Consider the following 18,363-nt stretch of genomic DNA (forward strand, 5'->3'; position numbering starts at 1 on the left):
GTCTGGGGCCAGGGCGTCGCTCCGCCCACGTTCAGTGAGGAGGTGCAGGTGCTGTCGCGGCGGCTGGACAGCGCACAACAGGGTTCGCCCCAGCTTTCATATTGTTAGTCGATTAACAATAATGGTCGGCATGGCCTGGCCGCGCTGGGCCGTCCTCGCCAGACGCTCCGGCGACCGTCCTGCACTGCCAGAGTCGATGCCAATGCCACAGAGAACCAGGAGACAAGATGCACAACACGCCCCCCGCCTCCCGCCGGAGGTTCTTCCGCACCAGTGCTGGCATGGGTGCCGTCCTAGCCGCGGCCACCAGCACCGGCGCCTCCGGCGCCAGCACGCCCCCCCACGCCGCCGTGCGGGTGCGCAGCGGCTTTGTGGCCGGTCCTTCGACCTACTACGAGGTTCTGGAGCCGGTCGCGAAGACCCGCAAGCCGCCCATGGTGCTGATCCACGGCGGGGCGCACACCGGCTCCTGCTACATGGCGACCGCCGATGGCCGCCCGGGCTGGGCGCCCTTCTTCGCAGCCCAGGGCTACCAGGTGGTGGTCCCTGACTGGGCAGGCACCGGTCGCAGCGGCTACATCCCCTACGACGACCTGTCGGGCGAGACGGTCGTGAAGGGCCTTGGCAAGGTGCTGGCCACGCTGGACCGCCCGGCGATCGTCATGACGCATTCGATGTCGGGCCCCTTCGGCTGGAAGCTGCTCGAACTCTTCGGCGACCGCATCGTCTCCCTGGTGGCAATCGCACCTGGCGGGCCGGCCAACGTCAGCGCGCCGACCGAGTTCCTGTCCAGCACGTCGGACGACGTGGAAGTCCGCTTGGCACCCGGCGCTCCGGTGCTCAAGCTCAGCCGCAAGCTGCCCTTCGTTGCCGAACCGGGCTGGGCCACGAAGAAGCTGGTCGGCAGCAGCACGCGCTTCCCGCGCGAGCACCTGGACAGCTACCTGGCCAGCCTGACCGTCATTCCGCCCCGCCTGCTGCTAGAGCGGGTGAACTATGAGAACAGCGCGCCCCGTGTGACCGACCCCTCGGGCTACAAGGGCAAGCGCGTGGCCCTGATCATGGGCACCAACGACGCGGACCACACGGCCGCCATCGACAAGCCCATCGTCGACTGGCTGAACGACATCGGGGCGCGCGCGGAATTCATTCCGCTGGGCGACCGGGGCATCCAGGGCAACGGCCACATGATGATGATGGAGAGCAACAGCGACCAGTTGGCAGCCGGTATTGCCGCCTGGCTGCAGACCGGCAAATTCAGCGCCTCGGCGTCCTAGTACCTCCGGGCAGTGCTCAGGCCAACTCCGCCGTGATCCAGCGGCGCAGGCTGTTGGAGTAGGCCAGGTCGGTGACGCGCGGCAGGTCTTCCACCCGCACCATGCCCTCTTCCAACCACCACCGCGCGGACGCACCGCTTAGCAGGCGGCAGCGCAAATGCGGAGTGGCCATCGCCGTCATCGGGGCTGCCCCTCGCAAAGAGGGAGACGCACGAGTTCGCAGCGGCAGGCCGGTTGCCGCGGGCCCGCAATGCCCGGCGTCCAGTCCGCTCCTCCAGAGGATCGCCTCTCGGCTCCGAGCGACACAGGGCGGCGCTAGCGACGCGCACGGGCCCTGCCACGCTCATGGGCGGGGGACGTAACGGGCGCGCGGCCGCCAGAGGCCGGTCACGCCGCGCTGCTCCTGCACATGCGCAGCCCAGCCGGCCATGCGCGCCACCAGGAAGAAGACCGCTGCCGACCAGACGGGAAGCCGGAGCGCCCGCACCAGGCAGACGACGGCGAACTCATGCCTTGGATGGTCCGCGAGATTCTCCTTCGCCCAACCGACGAAGTCGGCGACCTGTCGCATGTTGAAGGAGTCGTCAGCCAGTTCGGTGGCGATGGCGAGCAGGTGCTTCGCGCGCGGGTCGCCGCCCAGGTAGAGCGGATGCGTGAAGCCGGGGATCCGCTGCGCCCGCTGGTGCAGGCGCAGGGCCTTGTCGCGCAGCGCCGTCGCGGACGGCCTTGCGGTGAGGAACCGGTCCACGACCGCATAGTGCCCGGCGATCTCGGTCCCGGCGCTTGCGCAGATGCCCACGGCAATGCAGTCGAAAAGGTTCGCGCCTCCCGAGGCAGCCGCCCGGACGGCCAGGGTGCCCGGCGGCAGTTCGTGGTCCGCGAGGAGCACGAGCAGCGCGTTCACCGCGCGGATCCGCGCTGGCGTGGTTTCGCATCCGAAGGACCGGATCAGCGTCGAAGCGATCGATTCGGAGCGCTCCGGCAGCGTCAGCGCGCGGGCCGGGCCGACGCATCCCAGCGCTTGCGCCACGGCACAGATCAGCAAGCGCGCCTCTTGCACGACGCCCGCGTCCAGACCCCCACCGCCCGACATCCTGCGGCTGCGCTCCAACTGGAGAGCCAGCATCGCGAGCGATCCGTACACGCGGTGAGGATCGGTACCGTGCAGTATCCGCAAACCGGCCTCGCGGGCCAGTGCCTGGTCGCGCGGAGGGATTCTCCAGGCGCCGGCCCTCGCGACATCGAGAGGAGCGCCCCAGAGCAATTCGCAGACCCGCTCGAACGGAACGCCTTGCCGCGCGAGGTCGCAGGCCAAGTAGCCCCGGTAGGCTGGACCCGCCTCGGTGATTTCCGTGATACCGCTGCTGACGATGGGCGGCCCATGGTCCATCGCACCGGCTGCCGCCGCGGCATGGCCTGCACGGGCGGCCGCGCGCGCCATGACCCGTTCGATGTCCGAGCGGCTGTACAGGTGCGCCTTCGTTCCGGGCTGGGGCACGCTGCGGATGGCCCCCCTGCTCACATAGGCGTAGAGCGTCTGCGGGCGGACGCCCAGAAGGGCAAGACTGGCTTTCGCATCCAGGAAATCCGGCTGCCGGCACGACGTGGGATCGGGGCATGTGCTCATGTGGGCTCCGCGCGATTCCAGCGTTCGACGGCACGTAAATCCCGAAACCGCGCTATGTCTCCGTAGGTCTAATCATTAGGTCTCTAATTATCTCACAGGCTGCCAGGCAGAAGACGGCGGCACTGGCCCGGCGGGTTCCGGCGTGCGTTCCATGGGGCATCCATGCCACTCGCCTGTGGCGCGCGGGGTCCACTGGGTGGCATCGTCGACTCGTCGACCCACATCGAGACCGATGCGGCGCGGCTGGCCGCTCGGGCGCACTGCGCCGCGGCGGGACCGATGCATTTGAGGGATTGGGGAGAGCGTGGCACTGCCGCGAGGCGCGGTGCGCTTCCATGGCGCGCCGCACCCAGGGCGCGGCCATCGGCAGCGCGGGCTACGGTCTTGCGGATGACTGAGCGGCGCCTGTCCGCTTCGGATCATCCTGAATGCACTCGTCGCTCGCCAGGTTGTCGATGATCTTCAGCAGCGAGCGCCGCACGATGCTGATGTGGGCATCCGTCAGGGATCTGATGGCGAGCGCGTTGACCTCCTCGGCCAAGGGCACGAGCTTCGCCTTGAGGCGCTTGCCCGCCGGCGTCAGGAAAACGTAGATGCTCTTGCGGTTGTCGGGAAGCTGCTTTCGCAGGACGTACCCGAGCTCCTCCATGGCCTTCAGGGCGATCGCCGTGGTGGGCGCCATCACACCGGCCTCCGCGCTCAGTTCTGCCTGGGTGAGCCCATCCTTCTCCCAGAGAATCCGCAGGAAGGTCCAATGGCCGAGTTGGACGTCGTGGCGCGCAAGACGGGTCTGCAGCGATCGAAGAAAGGAGCGCGTCGCGTCCTTCACCAGATGCGCTAAACGGTCGTCGGGAACGCCCTCATGCCAGTGCTGCAGCATACGGCTCGCTACCTCCGCCGACTCTTTCCCTGCCTTTTTTGCCAATTTTCATTCCTCAATGCATCCCAACGGACGCTCTGCCCGGCCGACCCCCTGCAAGACAGCGGCGATCGGCGTACATGAACGAGCCGACGGACACGAAGAAGCGGGAGGAGGTTGAAAAGGTGCTGCCCAGGCCAAGCGGACCGCACAAATATAGCACCGTACATTCTGCTGTTCTCAGTAGGCGGCATGCTGATCCAGATCACAAAACCATGCGGTTGCACGGGCAATGCCGGGACGATGCCCAACGCCTTCGTTCTGGCAGGCCATAGACTTTTCGCCCCGCGTCGCACGCTTGGCACCAGGCTACGCGCGCACTTCGGCGCGTCAACCTTCAGCGAGCGGCTTCCCGTCCGCTCGAGACAGCGGCGGCCGATTGGCTTCAGCGCCCCGCTCCGCGGCTGCGCCGCCCGGGATGCGCGTGCGGGAGTTGCGCACCTCTTGACCAGACCACGGTGCCTGCGACACGCGGCCCGCAGCTTGCGCCTGCGGGTATCGCGAACTGCCGGTCCCGGCGGCATCACCGCCCCCGCCGAGGAGGTCTATGCCGCCCCTGCCAAGGGGCCTGTGCCGCCGATGCTGCTTCGGTCCTTCTCCGGCGCCGGCCGGGAAACTGCAGTTTTTCCCGCCGCGTCATGCCGGCTGCAGGCCAACGTGCTGGTGCCCCAGCGCGTCCACCGAGTCCACCCCCAACAAGCCCATGACGCGGTCCGTCTCCTGCAGGAGGATCTCGAGCGCGCGACTTGCGCCGGCCTCCCCCGCCGCAGCCACGCCGTACAGGGGCGCCCGGCCCAGCAGCACGCCGCGCGCGCCAAGGGCGAGGGCCTTGACGATGTCGGAGCCCCGCCGAAAGCCGCTGTCGACCAGGACGGGCATGCCCCCGGCAGCGGCGGCGACCGAGGGCAGCATGTCCAGCGTGGCGGGCAAGCCGTCAAGGCTGCGCCCGCCATGGTTGGACACCACGACGGCGTCCGCCCCATGGGAGGCGGCCAGGCGCGTGTCGTCCGCGGTGAGGATGCCCTTGACCACCAAGGGGCCCGCCCACTGCGAGCGAAGCCAGGCGACATCCTCCCAGCTGTAGAACGGATTGCGCTGCGCGCGGGTATAGGCGGCCAGCGCGTACGCGTCGGAGCCCGGTGGCAGGAACTCAGCCAGGTTCTCGAAGCGCGGCATGCCGCGGGCGAACCATGTGGAAACGACCCATCGCGGATGGGTCGCCGCGTCCCAGACGATGCGCGGAGAGAAATGCAGTGCATGGGCGAATCGGTTCCGCACATCCCGCTCACGGTTGCCCGGGATCAGCGAATCGACCGTGACCATGAGCGCGCAGTAGCCGGCCGTGTGTGCGCGCGCCAGCAGCCTGGTCGCGACCTCGCGTCCGCCCCACGGATAGAGCTGGAAGAACTTGGGTCCAGCCGATGCCCTGGCCACGGCCTCGATGTCGTTGTTCGAGCCGGCGGACAGCGAGAACGCCACGCCCGCCGCTGCGGCCGCGCGCGCCAGCATGAGGTCCGCGTCCGGCACGTAGATGCCGTTGAGGCCCGTCGGCCCGATCATGAAGGGCGCCGCGAGCCGCTGCCCGAACAGCGTGATGGACAGGTCGCGCGAGCCCTTGCCCGTGACCATCCGCGGCAGGAGGTGATAGCGGTCGAAGGCGGCGCGGTTGCGCCGCAGCGTCACTTCGTCCTCCGCGCCGCCTTCCAGGTAGTCCCAGATCACCTGCGGCAGCCGCCTCTTGGCCAGCCGGCGGAGATCCTCGATGTTGACGACCGACGGAGGCTGCAGTTTGCGGTGTGAATGCATGCGCCTCGCCTACTCCGCGCGGATTCCCGCCGCCTGGATGATCGGCCGCCAGCGCGCGATCTCGCTGGTGATCAGGTCCATGAACATCTGCGGCGGCCCGGGCGTGACGTCGACGCCCTGCGATTGCAGGCTCGCGCGCGTGGAAGGGTCGGCCAGGGCCTTGTTCAGCGCCGCGGTCAGCTTGGCGACGACCGTGTCGGGCGTGCCCGCCGGCGCCATGATCCCGTACCAGGCGCTGGCTTCCACGCCGGGCAGCCCGGCCTCGCCGGGGGTCGGCACGTCCGGCAGGGCCGGGGAGCGCTTCTCGCCCATGACGGCCAGCGCCTTCACGCGGCCGGCCTGGATCTGCGGCAACGCCGACACGAGCGGCTCGAAGATCACCTGGATCTGGCCGGCGATGAGGTCCGTGATGGATCCCGCGCTGCCCTTGTAGGGCACATGCGTCATCTGGATGCCCGTGCGCAGCTTGAATAGCTCGCCCGCCAGGTGATGGGCGGAACCCGTGCCGCTCGAGCCGTAGTTCACGGCGGTGGGCTGGGCCTTGGCGCGCTCGACCAGGTCGCGCAGCGACCCCGCCGGGAAGGCCTTGTTCGCAATCGCCACGAGGGGCATCATGCCGATCTGCCCCACCGGCCGGAAATCCTTCACGGGATCAAACGGGAGCTTGTCGTACATGCTCGCCGCATAGGCGTGCGCCGAGGGCGTCACGATCAGCGTGTAGCCGTCGGCCGGAGACTTCGCGACGATGCCGGCCGCGAGCGTGCCGGCGGCCCCGCCCCGGTTCTCGACGATTACGGGCTGCCCCAGCGAATCCCCCATCTGCTGGATGAGCGACCTGGCGATCACGTCCGTGGGGCCGCCGGCCGGCGCGCCCACGAACAGGCGGATCGGCTTCGTGGGGTAGGCGGCGCTCTGCGCCTGGGCGCTCGGCTGCAGCTGCAAGGCCAGGCTCGCGACGACGAGCGACAGCATGCGAAATCTCATGAGGTATCTCCTGAATGGTTCTTGGAAGCGGAAAGGATCCCGGCGCTTGCGCCCGGCCGGGTGCCTCCGGGGCGATCCCGGATGCTCGGTCCAGCGGACTGGCCCGCCGACCTGGGAACAAGCGAAGCGCCGCCCGCGGCACGCGTGGGGAAGGTGGCCGGCTGCATGACGGCACGCTCCTAGTCAAGCACCCGCCTCTGCAGCGTGTCCCGCACCAGTGTCCGCAGCCAGCGGTGCGCCGGATCCTCGTGCTGGCGCCTGTGCCATATCTGGATCACCTCCACGCTGGGCGATGCGAACGGCAGCGGCAGGGCCGCGATGCCTTCCTTGCCCTCGAACGCGCCGGCGAGGTCCATGGGAATGATGGCCGTCAGGCCGGTCTGCGGGATGATGGTCAGCAGGCCGAGGTAGTGGGGAATCGTGGCCACCACGTTGCGGTGGATACCCATCGCGGCCATGGCCTTCTCGATGACCTCCTGGCTGCGGCCTTCCGTTCGCACTGCGATGTGGAGCGCCGACTGGAAGGAAGCGAGGTCCAGCTCGCCGCGCGCGGCGAATTCCTTGTTGCCCGTGATGCACATGAACCCGCTGTTGCGCAGGAGCCGCTGCTGGAAGACGCCGCCGTTCTTAATGTCGGGGAAGTACCCGATCGCGAGATCGACGCCCCCCGATTCCAGCCCCTCCTCCAGCTTCTCCACGATCGGCGAGACCGTCCGCAGCCGCACGCACGGCGCCTGCTTGCGCACGGCATTGATCACCATCGGCAGATAGCAGGTCTCGCCGACATCCGTCATGCAGATCGTGAACAGGCGCGACGAGGTGCGCAGGTCCAGCGCCACCTTGGAGAAGATCTGGCGGCGTGCCAGCTCGAGGGCCTGGCGGATGGGCTCCGCGACTTCCAGCGCCTTTGCCGTCGGCTGCATCTCGTTCTTGACGCGCACGAACATGGGGTCGTCGAACGCCTTGCGCATCTTCGACAGCGCGTGGCTCATCGAGGGCTGGCTCAGCTGCAGCCGCTCGCCGGCCTTGGAGACGCTGCGGGTCTCCATGAGCGCCTCGAAGACGACGAGCAAATTGAGGTCCTCGTGGGACGGTTGCATCTTGGCCTACCCTTTGGCTGGATCGATGGGAATCTCCCCGGTCTGGCGCGGCGCGCCATGAAACCCGGGCCGCCGCGAGGTGCGGGCCGTGGCGCCTGGACCGCCCCCGGCGGCCCGCACGCGCCGGTGCCTTCTCCGGCCACGGCCTGCACGCGGAGCGCCACGGCGCACGCAAGGGCGCCGCCTCAGCGCAGCAGCTCCACGTCCTTGCCCGAGCCCGCCGACTCGAGCAGCGCCAGGCACACCTCCAGCGTGGAGCGCGCCCATTCGCCGTCATGCAGCGGCGCGGTCCCGTTCACCACGGCCTCGTACAGTTCGTCGATGACCTCGAAGCGGGGCACCGCGGGCCGGCCCAGCGGCCGCCGCTCCTTCGTGAGGTCCCCGTACACGCAGACGCTGTCGGGCAACGGACGGATATCGCCGCGCTCGCAGGACACCACGACCGGCCCGAAATGCTGGTGCCACGCCGGCGGCGCGCCCGCGGACGCGGGCACGTAGCCGGGCCCGCCATAGGTGCCGGCCGCCTTCAGGCGCGCCTCCTCCTCCGGCGAACCCACGGTCGCCAGCTTGCGGCGCGCGGCGCCGTACGCCTCGGGCGACTTCTCGGCGCCCATCTCGCCGATCCAGCCGCACCATTCGTCCGAGTCGAAGTGCCCGTAGCCGTTGTAGCTGACGCTGGCGAACGCCCCGCCCTCGAACCACAGCAGGGCCGAATAGGCGCCCTGGGTCGGGCGCCTGGGGTCCCAGTCGCCTGTGATCGCGCGCACCCGGCTGACCCGCGTGCCGGCCAGCAGGCGCACGATGTCGACCTGGTGGGCGGCCTGGCTGAACACCACGCCGCCGCCCTCCTCCGTGCGCAGCTCCTCGGGACGCCGCGGCCGGTAGAGGAAGTCGGTGTAGTTGAGCGCGTGGATCATGCGCACCCGCCCGAACTCACCGCCCAGGGCGATCTCGCGCGCGCGCAGGTACGGCGTGTCGAAGCTGTGGCAGTGGCCGACGATGAGGTGCACGCCGGCGTCCCGGCAGTCCCGGATCATCGCGTTGCAGTCGCCGAGGGACAGCGCCATGGGCTTTTCCACGAGCACGTGCTTGCCGTGCCGGGCGGCGATGCGCGCCTGCTCCGCGTGGAACTGGTGCGGGCTGGCGATGTAGATCGCCTCGACGTCCGGGTTGGACGCCAGGCCCTCGATGTCCGGGTACACCGGCGCATCGAAGTCGCTCGCGAAGCGCTCGCGCGCCGGCTCGCGCGGGTCGCAGGCCGCCACCAGCCGCACGCGCGCGTCGCGCTGGAGCGTGGGCAGCATGAGCGTGAAGGCGCGGCCGAGTCCGGCGACGCCGAGTCGAAGTGGGCGGCCGGCGTTCACAGGTCGATCACCAGTTCGTCGGACTTGGCCCGGGAGACGCAGATCATGATCTGGCTGTCCATCTCCTCGGGCAGCAGCACCATGTCTCGGTGGTCGGCCTCGCCGCTCAGCAGCTTCGTGCGGCAGGTGCCGCAGGTGCCGCTCTCGCACGAGGACGCCGCGTTGCAGCCGTGCTCGTGGAGGACCGACAGGATGGACTTGCCGACGGGCACCTCGAACGCCGCGCCTGAGCTGGCCAGCTTCACCAAGAAGGGCTTGTCGTCGGGCCGCACGCCCCCGCCCTCGTTGAAGCTCTCGAAGTGCACGTTGGCCGGCGACCAGTGGCCCGTCATGTCGCGCACCGCCTCCATCAGCGCGCGCGGGCCGCAGCAGTACACGTGGGCCGTGTTGGGCTTCTCCAGCACCGGCCAGAGGTCGAAGGCGCGCGCGGGGTCCCCGTGGCTGTGGTGGATCCGCACGCGGCTCTTGAGCTCGGGGGCGCCGAGCTCCTCGCGGAAGGCCGCAGTCTCGGGAAAGCGCGTCAGGTAGATGAGCTTCCACGGTGCCGGCGGCAGTTCGCCGAACGAGCGGATCATGGACAGGATCGGGGTGATGCCGATGCCGCCCGCGACGAAGAGGTAGCCCTTGGCGTTCTCGACCAGCGGGAAGGCATTCGAAGGCAGCGACGTGGGCAGCGTATCGCCCTCATGCAGTTCCTCGTGCATGGAGAGCGAGCCGCCCTGCCCCTCCGGATCGCGCTTGACGGCGATGACGTAGCGGTGGCGCTCCGCGGGATCGTTGCACAGCGAATACTTGCGCAGCATGCCATTGGGGGCCTGGACCTTGACGTGCGATCCCGGCGTGAACGGCGGCAGCTCGCTGCCATCGGGCTGTACCAGCTCGAAGCTGCGGATGTCGCGCGCCACGTCGAGGATCCGCGCCACGCGCAACGGCATCTGCGTGTCGGAATGGGTTTGGGGTGTGGTGAGCGTCATGACGCGCGACTACTCGGCCTTCAGCTGCGCCCGCGCGGCGGCGTCGGTCACCTGGGCCTTCTCTGCACGCAGCGCCCGCGCGAGCTGTTCGGGCGTTCCGCCCGCCGGGTCGACGCCCGCAGTGCGCAGCTGCTCGATGACCTCGGGGACCTTCACGATCCTGTTGATCTCGGCATTGACCTTGGAGATGACCTCGCTCGGCGTACCGGTCTTCGCCAACACCGCGACCGTGAATGCGAAATCGAAGCCGGGGATCTTTTCCGCCAGGGTAGGCATCTGCGGTGCCAGCGGGGAACGCGTCGTCGAATTGGTGGCCAGAAGGCGCGCCTGGCCCGACTTGACGAAGCCCATGAGCGACGGCGGCGAAGCGAACACCATGTCCACCTGTCCGCCGATCATCGCGGGGACCGAGACGGCGCTGCCCCTGAACGGAATGTGCGTCATCGAGATGCCCAGGCTTGCATTCATCGCCTCCATCGTCAGGTGGTGGATGCTGCCGTTGCCGGCGGAGCCGTAGTTGAGGCCCCCTGGCTTCGCCTTGGCCAGCGCGACGAGTTCGTCCAGCGTGTTCGCCTTGACGTTCGCGTTGACGGCGAGGAACAGCGGGGCCTTGCCGACGAGGGCGATCGGCACGAAGTCGTTGGCCGCGTCGTAGGTGATCTTCTTGTTGATCAACGGCGTGATCGACAGCATCGGCCCATCGGTCACCAGCAGCGTGTAGCCGTCAGCCGGGGACTGCAGGATCGCGGAGGCGGCGACCGAGCCACCCGCACCGGGCCGGTTGTCGACGTAGACCGCCTGCCCCAGCGTATCGCCCAGCGACTTGGCGATGATGCGCGCCACCGTGTCGGGAAGGCCGCCGGCGGCATAGGGAACGACGAGCTTGATGGCGCGGCTCGGATAGGCCTGGGCATGGGCCAGGGAGCCGAATGCGAGTTGGGCGATGCAGGCCAGGCCAACCAGCCAGGCGGGGATCTTGTGCTTCATGGTGGGTGTCTCCAGTTGTGGGTGGTGCGGGATCAGATGCTGTAGGTCTCGTAGGTCGCGGGGTGGAAGAGCTCGCTGACCGGCACGTGGCGCGATGACAGGCCCTGCTCGTAGTGGGCCCGCACGAAGGTCTCCAGCGTCCTGGCCGAGGCCGCCACGCCGTACGACCAGAAGTCGTCCCCCATCGCCTCGCGGGCAGCCTGCAGCTGCTCCTCGACGAAGGGCAGCGTGACCTTGGTGGCCGAGGTGTCCGACAGCAGCTCCAGCGCGGCGGCCTTGGACTGGGTGAAGGCCTTGACGAGCGCGGCGGGAAGCCAGGGGTGCTTGGCGGCGAGTTCCTTCCTGACGGCCGCCACGTGCATGATCGGGAACACGCCCGTGCGCCGGTAGTAGTCCTTGGCCACCGCGGTCGGGTCGTCGAACAGCCAGCCGATGTTCGGGTTGGCGAGCGCCGACCGGCTCGGCGGGCGCGGCGCCATGAAGCCATCGATCTCCCCGCGGTCGAGCATCTGCGAGATCGTCGCCCCCTCGGGCGCCTGCTCGATCCGGACGTCGTCCGGCAGCTGCAGCTTGACCTTCTCGGGCCGCCCCGGCGTCTCGATGCCCCCGCGCACCCAGGTCACGTCGGAGGGGCGCACGCCGAAGTCGTCCTGCAGGATCGCGCGCGCCCACACGTTGGCGGTGAGCTGGTATTCGGGCAAGCCGATGCGCTTGCCCTTCAGGTCGGCCGGCTCGCGGATGCGGTCCTTGCGCACGTAGATCGACGTGTGCCGGAACGCCCGCGAGAGAAACACCGGTAGCGCGATGTAAGGGCACTCGCCCCGCGAGTGCTTCACCAGGTAGCTGGAGAACGAGAGCTCGGTGATGTCGAAATCGACGCTACGCATCGCCCGGAAGAACATCTCCTCGGGATTGAGGAGCATGTACACGGGATCGACGCCGTCGATCTGAACGCGGCCGTCGAACAGCGCGCGGGTGCGGTCGTAGTCGCCCATGGCGACGGAGAGTTGGAGTTTGCTCACGGGATCAGGACTTCACGGAATAGGAGGGTTCGAACTCGGGACGGTTTTCGCCGTCCAGCCAGACATAGCGGGTCTCGTAGGTGCGCCAGTCGGTCGTCTTGGGGACGATGGCCTGGAAGGAGCAGACGGCCGGCGTGGCCGCCTCGGCGCCGGTGCCGATGGCAGGCGCCCCCTGGTCGAAGGCTTGCACGGCCTCGAGCATCTGCTTGCGGAATTCCACGATCGCCAAGTCGCTGGCGCCCAGACGGTCATGCGTGCGGTCGGCGATGGCGCCCATGGTCAGCCACATCGCCACGTCCTGGTTCGGGAAGCCGGTGATGCCCGTGAAGTTGCCGGCCTTCATGGCGTTGCGGTCCTGCCAGAACTTGTTCGCCTCGTTGCGCAGGGGGCGGTAGTTCTGGTCCAGGTCGACACCCACCGTCTGGCGCAGGAACTTGCGCCAGGTGTCGGTCTCCGGCGTCTGCGACGGGTGGCCCCAGGCGATGAAATAGAACGCCGTGCTCGTGTCGTCCATCGGCACGTTGATGTTGGCCACGTTGTAGAGGTTGTTGGGCGGGATCAGGGCCGTGGCCGGTGCCACGAACACCGTCGAGCGCACGTAGTCGTTCTCCGCGGCGTTCGTGATCGGGCGGCGCAGCGCGGCATAGCGGAAGCCGAAGCCGGTGCGCTGCACCTGCATGCGCGGCGCCTTGTCGGTGGACGGGCGCAGCCAGGTCTTGTCCGTGGCCTTCGCGCCGTCCACGCGCGCAGGAACCATGTCGGAGGAGTGAAGGCTGGAGCTGTGCGCGGAGTCGATGGCACCCTCGAGGATCTGCGCCCAGTTGCACGGCAGCAGCACTTTCGCGATGCTCACCCGCGTGTCCGCCGTCGGCGCCCACGGCGGCGGCTGGAATTCGGGCATGGTCTCCTTGGGCCCCATGTAGGCCCACACCATGCCAGCCCATTCCTTGGTGGGGTACGCGGTGTGCTTGACCTTGTCGACCATGCCGCTCGAAGCCGGCTCGGAAGCCATCTCCAGCACGTTCCCGTCGACGTCCATCTTCCAGCCGTGGTAGAGGCAGCGAAGCCCTCCCTCCTCGTTGCGGCCGTAGACCAGCGACGCGCGACGGTGGGGACAGTACTCATCCATGACGCCGACCCGGCCGTCGCTGTCGCGGAAGACCACAAGGTCCTCGCCGAACGCCCGCGCCTTCACCGGCGTGCCGTCGGGTTCGCTCACCTCTTCCACGAGGCAGATGGGCATCCAGTGGCGGCGCATCAGGCGTCCCATCGGGGCGTCGCCTTCGACGCGGCAAAGCAGTTCGTTCTCTTCGTGAGTCATCATGATGTCATCTCATCTCTAGTGGTGGTTGCTTCAGGGGGGTTGAACTAGCAGGCCAGGGCGGCCTCGGGCTTTCGGCCCACGCGCAGCACCACGGGCTTGGCGCCGTGCTGCAGCTTGCAGAGCCAATGGGTGAGTGCCGAGTCGAGGTGCTGGACGTGGGGCGGAAACCAGGCCGCCAGCTCGTCCGCCACGCGGCGGGCCACCTCGACCTCCCCGCGCGCCAGGCGGGCACGCACGCCGCGCAGCGTGGACAGCACCGCTTCGTGCTCGCTGATGTGGCAGTCGCGCGGCGGAAACGCCGTCGTGCGCATCAACTCGTTCTCGGCCGCGAAGTGCGAGGCCGCATGCTGGAGCACCGCGTCCAGCGCCTGCGCCATCTCGGGCGCGGCGGCGCACCGCATGCGCTCGATCAGCTCGGCCAGTTGCTCGTGCTCGCCATCGATCGCCGCATGCCCGAGCAGTAGCGAGTCTGACCAGATCGGCGCCGAGGTTTCAGTGGGGTTCATGGCGGGGAATGCGGGCACCGTCTGGCGGTGCCCCGTTTTGTTAGTCGCCTAATGATTTTAGGGGCACACGTTGATCCGGGCAACGGTTTTCCCTACGGGGTTTCCCTAGAATCATTTGGTCTCTAATAATTTTGTAAACTCGGACTCGATGTGTACGCATGGCGGTGCGTGTGCGTGCGTGCGCACCGGTTCGGCCGACGGGCAAACGTCTCCTCCAGTCGCGCGCATGAGCGAGGTGAGGCCGCAAGCCATGCTCCGGCGCCGGTGGCCCCGGTGGCTGGCGCTCCGCCGGCCCACGCAAGCACAGGCGGCACGGCCGCGCCGGGACGCGGCCTCCCCAGGATGAACAAAAAGGATTGAACGTGAGTGAGAGAGAGTTTCTGAAGCAGGTGCACCAGGACGTCGAGCGTGCCTTGGACGAGGATGTCGGCCCGGGAGACCTGACCGCGGAACTGGTCCCGGCGACCGCCCGCGCCACGGCCACCATCACGTGCCGCCAGGCGGCGGTCGTCTGCGGCCGGCCCTGGGTCGAGGAGATACTGCACCGCCTGGCGCCGACGGCGCGGGCCGACTGGCGCGTACCCGATGGCGGCACCTGCGTGCCCGGGCAGGCCGTCGTGGTGATCGAAGGCGTGGCGCGCGAGCTCCTCACCGCGGAGCGCACCTGCCTGAATTTCCTGCAGACGCTCAGCGGCGTGGCGACCAAGACCGCCCGCTATGTCAAGGTGGTCGAAGGCACGCGCGCGGCCGTCCTAGATACGCGCAAGACCATCCCCGGCCTGCGCGCCGCGCAAAAGTACGCCGTGCGCTGCGGCGGCGGCCAGAACCACCGGATGGGCCTGTACGACGCCGTCCTGATCAAGGAGAACCACATCGCGGCAGCGGGCGGCCTGACGGCCGCGTTCCGCGCGGCGCAGGCGCTCAAGGGCCGCGTGGCCTTCATCCAGGTGGAGGTCGAGACGCTGCGGCAGTTGCAGGAAGCGCTCGACGCGGGCGTGGACATGGTGCTGCTGGACAACATGCCCCTGGAGACCGTCCGTGAAGCGGTGCGGCTGGCCCAGGGCCGCTGCAGCCTGGAGGTCTCCGGCGGCGTCACCTTCGAGACGCTGCGGGCCTACGCGGAGACCGGCGTCGACCGCATCTCCGTGGGCGCGCTGATCAAGGACGTGACGGCCGTCGACTTCTCGATGCGCTTCAGCGAGCGGCCGCTGGAGGCCTGAGCCGGGACCGCGTCGCGTCGGCGCGCATGCCGGCGACCGGACGGGCCCGTGCGCCGGGCCGTGGCCCGCATACGCCCCCGGTACCGGCGCCCCGCCGCCATCAGAGCAGGAACACGCCCTTGCCGCCCACGCCCTGGTCGAACAGCCGGTAGGCCTCCTCGGCCCGGTCCAGCGTCCAGCGGTGGGTGTACAGCTGGCCGACGTCGAGCCCCTTGGCGGCGACGAAGGCGGCGCACTCGGCCTGGCCGGTCGTCGAGAACGTCCACGACCCCATGACCGTCATCTGGCGGCGCAGCAGCTCCGGACTGACGTTGATGCGCACCTCGCCGCCCTCGCCGACGAAGCAGCAGGTCCCCCAGGTCTTGGCCGCACGGATGGCCGCGCTGCGCGCGGATGCCGCCCCCGAGGTCTCCAGCGACTTGTCGACGCCCTGCCCGCCGGTCAGCTCCAGGATGGCTTCTGCGACATCGCCGTCGCCCGACGGGGCGAAGGCCACGTCGGCGCCCAGTCGGCGTGCGTGCTCGAGCCGCTGCTCGTTCGTGTCGATGGCGATGACGCGCGCATTCATGGCCCGCGCGAACTGCGTGGCCGACAGGCCGACGGGCCCCTGCCCGAAGATGGCGATGGTGTCTGCCGCGGACAGGTGCATGCGCCGCAGCGCCTGGTAGGCGGTGCCGGTTCCGCAGGCGATCGCCGCGCCGGCCTCGAAGCTCAGCGAATCCGGCAGCGTGACCACGGTGTTCGCCGGCACCTTCAGGTAGGGCGCGTGGCCGCCGTCGTCGTTGTTGCCGTACACGCGCACCATCGGCTGGACGTTGCGGCACAGCTGCTGCCAGCCGGTGCGGCAGTGCGCGCAGGCGTTGCAGCCCTGGTAGTGGTGCACCATGACCCGCTGCCCGACCCGCGCGAGCTGCGCCGGCACGGCCGAACCGACCGCGCAGACGATGCCCGCGGGCTCGTGGCCGGCGATGGGCGGGCGGCCGATCAGCGATGGCATGTAGGCAGGCTGGTCCAGCGGCCTGCGGTAGTTCTGCAGGTCGGTGCCGCACATGCCGGACGCCTTCATCTCGATGACGACGTCCAGCGGCCCGGGCGTCGGGTCCGGCACCTCGAGGTACTCGATCTTGCGGTTCCCGGGAAATACGACACCTCTCATCGTGGCTCCTATGCGATGGATCTGTGGCTGTGCGGCCGGGAGGGTGCCTAGGCCTTGAAGGCGAACGGGTCGCGCACCTCGTCGCCGAGCTCGCACCAGACGCTCTTGGTCTGCAGGTAGTGGTTCACGGCCTCGGTGCCGTTGACGCGCCCGATTCCGCTGGACTTGTAGCCGCCGAAGGGCGAATTGAAGGCCAGCGTGCGGTAGGTGTTGAGCCAGACCGTTCCCGCCTCGAGCCGCCGCGCCATCAGGTGCGCGCGCCGGAAGTCCTTGGTCCACACCCCCGCGGCCAGCCCGAACTCCGAATCGTTGGCCAGGGCGAGGACCTCGTCGTCGTCTTCGAAGGGCATGACCGCGAGGACCGGCCCGAAGACCTCCTTGCAGATCACCGGATTGGCCGCATCCGCCCCGCCCAGGATCGTGGGCGCGAAGAAGTAGCCGCCGTCGAAGCCTGGCACCGCCAGGCGTTCGCCCCCGCAGAGCACGCTGGCCCCTGCGGCCACGGCCTCGCGCACGATGGCCTGGTCCTTGTCCAGCTGGGCCTTGCTCGCGACGGGCCCCATCTGGGTGGCCTGCGCCAGCGGGTCGCCGACCGCGATCCGGCCCGCCCGCCGCACCAGGCGGGAGACCAGTTCGTCGTAGATGCGGCGGTGGATGTAGGCGCGCGAGCCCGCCACGCAGGTCTGGCCCGCCGCCGCGAAGATCCCGGCCAGCACCCCGATTTCCGCGCGGTCGATGTCGGCGTCCTCGAAGACGATGTTCGGGCTCTTGCCGCCCAGCTCGAGCGTGCACGGGACGAGCTTCCTGCCCGCCTCGGCGGCGATGGCCCGTCCCACGTCCGTGCTGCCGATGAAGGAGATCTTGCGGACCTGCGGGTGTCCGACGAGCGCCTCCCCGGTTTCCCTCAGCCCCGTCACGACGTTGAGGACGCCGGGGGGGATGCCGACGCTTTCCGCCAGCCGGGCGATCTCGATCGCCGAGGCCGACGTCACCTCGCTGGGCTTGACGACGATGGTGTTGCCCGCGGCGAGCGCGGGCGCGGCCGACTCGATCATCAGCAGCGTCGGAGAGTTCCAGGGCACGATGACGGCCACCACGCCCAGGGGCTCCTTGAGCGTGTAGTTGAGCACCGACGTCTGCGCGACCGGAATGACCGCGCCCTCGATCTTGTCGGCCATGCCGCCGAAGTAGCAGAGCCAGTCGCGCACGATGCGCGCCTGGGTCTGCATCTCCGAGGCCAGCTTGCCGTTCTGCGTCGCCTCGAGCGCGCCGATGTGCATCGCGTTCTCCGCGATCGCGTCGCCCCAGCGCATCAGCAGCCGGCCGCGCTCGGTCGCGGACATGCGGGACCAGGGGCCGCGGAATGCCTTGGCGGCCGCCGTCACCGCCCGGTCCACCTGGTCGGCGCCGGCGATGGCGAAGTCGCCCCAGCGCCGCCCGGTCGTGGGGTTGAAGGACTCGAAGGTACGTCCCGGCTCGGCCGCGACGGCCTCGCCGGCAATGTGCAGGCCGTAGCTGCGGGCGCCCATCTCGTGATTCGGCAGCGAAGTTGACTGCGACATGGTGGCTCGGATCCTCTTTCTGAACAAACGGGGTGGACACGGGCGGCCCTTGCGGGGGCGCGCCGCGCGGCGGCGCCACCCGACCGGGCACGGCCGCCTCTCGCCTACAGCGGACAAGCCGCCAGGTGCGGATCGGCCGTGCCCTCGAGCACGACCTCCTTGGACTTGAGGCTCCAGACGGGTCCGCTTCCATCGACTTCGACCGCGACGAACCGGTCGACCGGGAAGCCGTTCTTTCCGATCCGGTACTGGACCCCGCGAACGGACCGGTAGGCCGCCTTGCGCAGCGCCGCGCTCAGCTTCGCGGCTTCCTTGGTGTTGCCGCCCAGTTCGTCCACGGCGGCCTTCAGCTGCGTGACCATGTCGTAGGACGTCGCGGCGTAGTTCGACGGCAGGCGGCCGTACTTGGCATTGAATTCCTTGACGAAGCGCTTGTTCTCGGCGTTGTCCAGGTCCGCCGCCCAGAAGTCGGCTGTTTCCGAGCCGGGGTCTCCTCGTTTTCAGTGCAATAAGTGACGGTACGCAAAGCTAGCAC

General features: G+C 69.1%; 16 protein-coding genes and 1 pseudogene. 2 read left to right on the forward strand and 15 right to left on the reverse strand.

Features of this window, described 5'->3' with window-relative positions; genetic code table 11:
• Positions 1–281: 281 nt before the first annotated feature.
• A complete protein-coding gene (locus tag IE209_RS30380) occupies positions 282–1,277 on the forward strand; it encodes an alpha/beta fold hydrolase (protein WP_017404457.1) in 996 nt (331 codons plus the stop codon).
• A gap of 16 nt (positions 1,278–1,293) precedes the next feature.
• Here IE209_RS30380 and IE209_RS30385 read toward each other — a convergent pair whose 3' ends face one another.
• The 12 genes from IE209_RS30385 to IE209_RS30440 all read right to left on the reverse strand — a co-directional run bounded on the left by IE209_RS30385 (position 1,294) and on the right by IE209_RS30440 (position 13,890).
• Positions 1,294–1,458, reverse strand: coding sequence for an aminotransferase class IV (locus IE209_RS30385; RefSeq protein WP_172739421.1), 165 nt, complete (start codon positions 1,456–1,458; stop codon positions 1,294–1,296).
• Positions 1,459–1,620: 162 nt separating this feature from the next.
• Positions 1,621–2,904, reverse strand: coding sequence for a citrate/2-methylcitrate synthase (locus IE209_RS30390; protein ID WP_017404455.1), 1,284 nt, complete (start codon positions 2,902–2,904; stop codon positions 1,621–1,623).
• Between the two features lie 376 nt (positions 2,905–3,280).
• Complete coding sequence (locus IE209_RS30395) at positions 3,281–3,784, reverse strand: MarR family winged helix-turn-helix transcriptional regulator (protein ID WP_189690614.1); 504 nt, start codon at positions 3,782–3,784, stop codon at positions 3,281–3,283.
• A 675-nt stretch (positions 3,785–4,459) separates the two neighbouring features.
• Positions 4,460–5,629 (reverse strand): alpha-hydroxy acid oxidase, encoded by a 1,170-nt coding sequence (locus IE209_RS30400; protein WP_059400358.1) that lies wholly within the window; start codon positions 5,627–5,629, stop codon positions 4,460–4,462.
• 9 nt (positions 5,630–5,638) lie between these two features.
• The gene (locus IE209_RS30405) at positions 5,639–6,613 is read right to left on the reverse strand and encodes a tripartite tricarboxylate transporter substrate binding protein (RefSeq protein ID WP_026062140.1); all 975 of its coding nucleotides are present in this window, start codon (positions 6,611–6,613) and stop codon (positions 5,639–5,641) included.
• 179 nt (positions 6,614–6,792) lie between these two features.
• Positions 6,793–7,686, reverse strand: a complete 894-nt coding sequence (locus tag IE209_RS30410; protein WP_229883141.1) for a LysR family transcriptional regulator — start codon at positions 7,684–7,686, stop codon at positions 6,793–6,795.
• A gap of 212 nt (positions 7,687–7,898) precedes the next feature.
• Entirely contained in the window at positions 7,899–9,077 is a 1,179-nt protein-coding gene (locus IE209_RS30415; RefSeq protein WP_026062141.1) for a Gfo/Idh/MocA family protein, read from the reverse strand.
• Positions 9,074–10,051 carry a PDR/VanB family oxidoreductase gene (locus IE209_RS30420; protein ID WP_017404442.1) on the reverse strand — a complete coding sequence of 326 codons (978 nt, stop codon included), beginning with the start codon at positions 10,049–10,051 and terminating at the stop codon, positions 9,074–9,076. Before IE209_RS30420 ends, IE209_RS30415 begins: the two co-directional genes overlap by 4 nt.
• Before the next feature lie 9 nt (positions 10,052–10,060).
• Entirely contained in the window at positions 10,061–11,038 is a 978-nt protein-coding gene (locus IE209_RS30425; RefSeq protein ID WP_017404443.1) for a Bug family tripartite tricarboxylate transporter substrate binding protein, read from the reverse strand.
• Positions 11,039–11,070: 32 nt separating this feature from the next.
• A complete protein-coding gene (locus IE209_RS30430; protein ID WP_026062142.1) occupies positions 11,071–12,060 on the reverse strand; it encodes an ABC transporter substrate-binding protein in 990 nt (329 codons plus the stop codon).
• A 4-nt stretch (positions 12,061–12,064) separates the two neighbouring features.
• Positions 12,065–13,384 (reverse strand): Rieske 2Fe-2S domain-containing protein, encoded by a 1,320-nt coding sequence (locus IE209_RS30435; protein ID WP_148748456.1) that lies wholly within the window; start codon positions 13,382–13,384, stop codon positions 12,065–12,067.
• Positions 13,385–13,428: 44 nt separating this feature from the next.
• Positions 13,429–13,890 (reverse strand): bacteriohemerythrin, encoded by a 462-nt coding sequence (locus IE209_RS30440; protein ID WP_088167133.1) that lies wholly within the window; start codon positions 13,888–13,890, stop codon positions 13,429–13,431.
• Positions 13,891–14,252: 362 nt separating this feature from the next.
• Here IE209_RS30440 and nadC point away from each other — a divergent pair, with 362 nt between their 5' ends.
• Complete coding sequence (nadC, locus tag IE209_RS30445) at positions 14,253–15,110, forward strand: carboxylating nicotinate-nucleotide diphosphorylase (protein WP_103738775.1); 858 nt, start codon at positions 14,253–14,255, stop codon at positions 15,108–15,110.
• Between the two features lie 100 nt (positions 15,111–15,210).
• On the opposite strand, the gene IE209_RS30450 is transcribed toward nadC, so the two are convergent.
• The 3 genes and pseudogenes from IE209_RS30450 to IE209_RS30460 all read right to left on the reverse strand — a co-directional run.
• On the reverse strand, positions 15,211–16,266 hold the full coding sequence (locus IE209_RS30450; protein WP_017404448.1) for a zinc-dependent alcohol dehydrogenase family protein: 1,056 nt from the start codon (positions 16,264–16,266) through the stop codon (positions 15,211–15,213).
• 47 nt (positions 16,267–16,313) lie between these two features.
• Complete coding sequence (locus IE209_RS30455; protein ID WP_017404449.1) at positions 16,314–17,795, reverse strand: aldehyde dehydrogenase; 1,482 nt, start codon at positions 17,793–17,795, stop codon at positions 16,314–16,316.
• Between the two features lie 137 nt (positions 17,796–17,932).
• Positions 17,933–18,292 (reverse strand): annotated as a pseudogene (locus tag IE209_RS30460) (ABC transporter substrate-binding protein); the annotation flags it as partial.
• Positions 18,293–18,363: the final 71 nt, after the last annotated feature.

Origin of the sequence: Pseudorhodoferax aquiterrae, from assembly GCF_014652235.1 — a bacterium.
GTDB classification, from domain to species: Bacteria; Pseudomonadota; Gammaproteobacteria; order Burkholderiales; family Burkholderiaceae_C; genus Pseudorhodoferax; species Pseudorhodoferax aquiterrae.

Excerpts from the sequence above, each read along its gene's own strand:
- IE209_RS30380 (WP_017404457.1), top strand. The coding sequence starts at position 282 with ATGGGTGCCGTCCTAGCCGCGGCCACCAGCACCGGCGCCTCCGGCGCC.
- IE209_RS30385 (WP_172739421.1), bottom strand. The coding sequence starts at position 1,458 with ATGACGGCGATGGCCACTCCGCATTTGCGCTGCCGCCTGCTAAGCGGT.
- IE209_RS30390 (WP_017404455.1), bottom strand. The coding sequence starts at position 2,904 with ATGAGCACATGCCCCGATCCCACGTCGTGCCGGCAGCCGGATTTCCTG.
- IE209_RS30395 (WP_189690614.1), bottom strand. The coding sequence starts at position 3,784 with ATGCTGCAGCACTGGCATGAGGGCGTTCCCGACGACCGTTTAGCGCAT.
- IE209_RS30400 (WP_059400358.1), bottom strand. The coding sequence starts at position 5,629 with ATGCATTCACACCGCAAACTGCAGCCTCCGTCGGTCGTCAACATCGAG.
- IE209_RS30405 (WP_026062140.1), bottom strand. The coding sequence starts at position 6,613 with ATGAGATTTCGCATGCTGTCGCTCGTCGTCGCGAGCCTGGCCTTGCAG.
- IE209_RS30420 (WP_017404442.1), bottom strand. The coding sequence starts at position 10,051 with ATGACGCTCACCACACCCCAAACCCATTCCGACACGCAGATGCCGTTG.
- IE209_RS30425 (WP_017404443.1), bottom strand. The coding sequence starts at position 11,038 with ATGAAGCACAAGATCCCCGCCTGGCTGGTTGGCCTGGCCTGCATCGCC.
- IE209_RS30435 (WP_148748456.1), bottom strand. The coding sequence starts at position 13,384 with ATGATGACTCACGAAGAGAACGAACTGCTTTGCCGCGTCGAAGGCGAC.
- IE209_RS30440 (WP_088167133.1), bottom strand. The coding sequence starts at position 13,890 with ATGAACCCCACTGAAACCTCGGCGCCGATCTGGTCAGACTCGCTACTG.
- IE209_RS30450 (WP_017404448.1), bottom strand. The coding sequence starts at position 16,266 with ATGAGAGGTGTCGTATTTCCCGGGAACCGCAAGATCGAGTACCTCGAG.
- IE209_RS30455 (WP_017404449.1), bottom strand. The coding sequence starts at position 17,795 with ATGGGCGCCCGCAGCTACGGCCTGCACATTGCCGGCGAGGCCGTCGCG.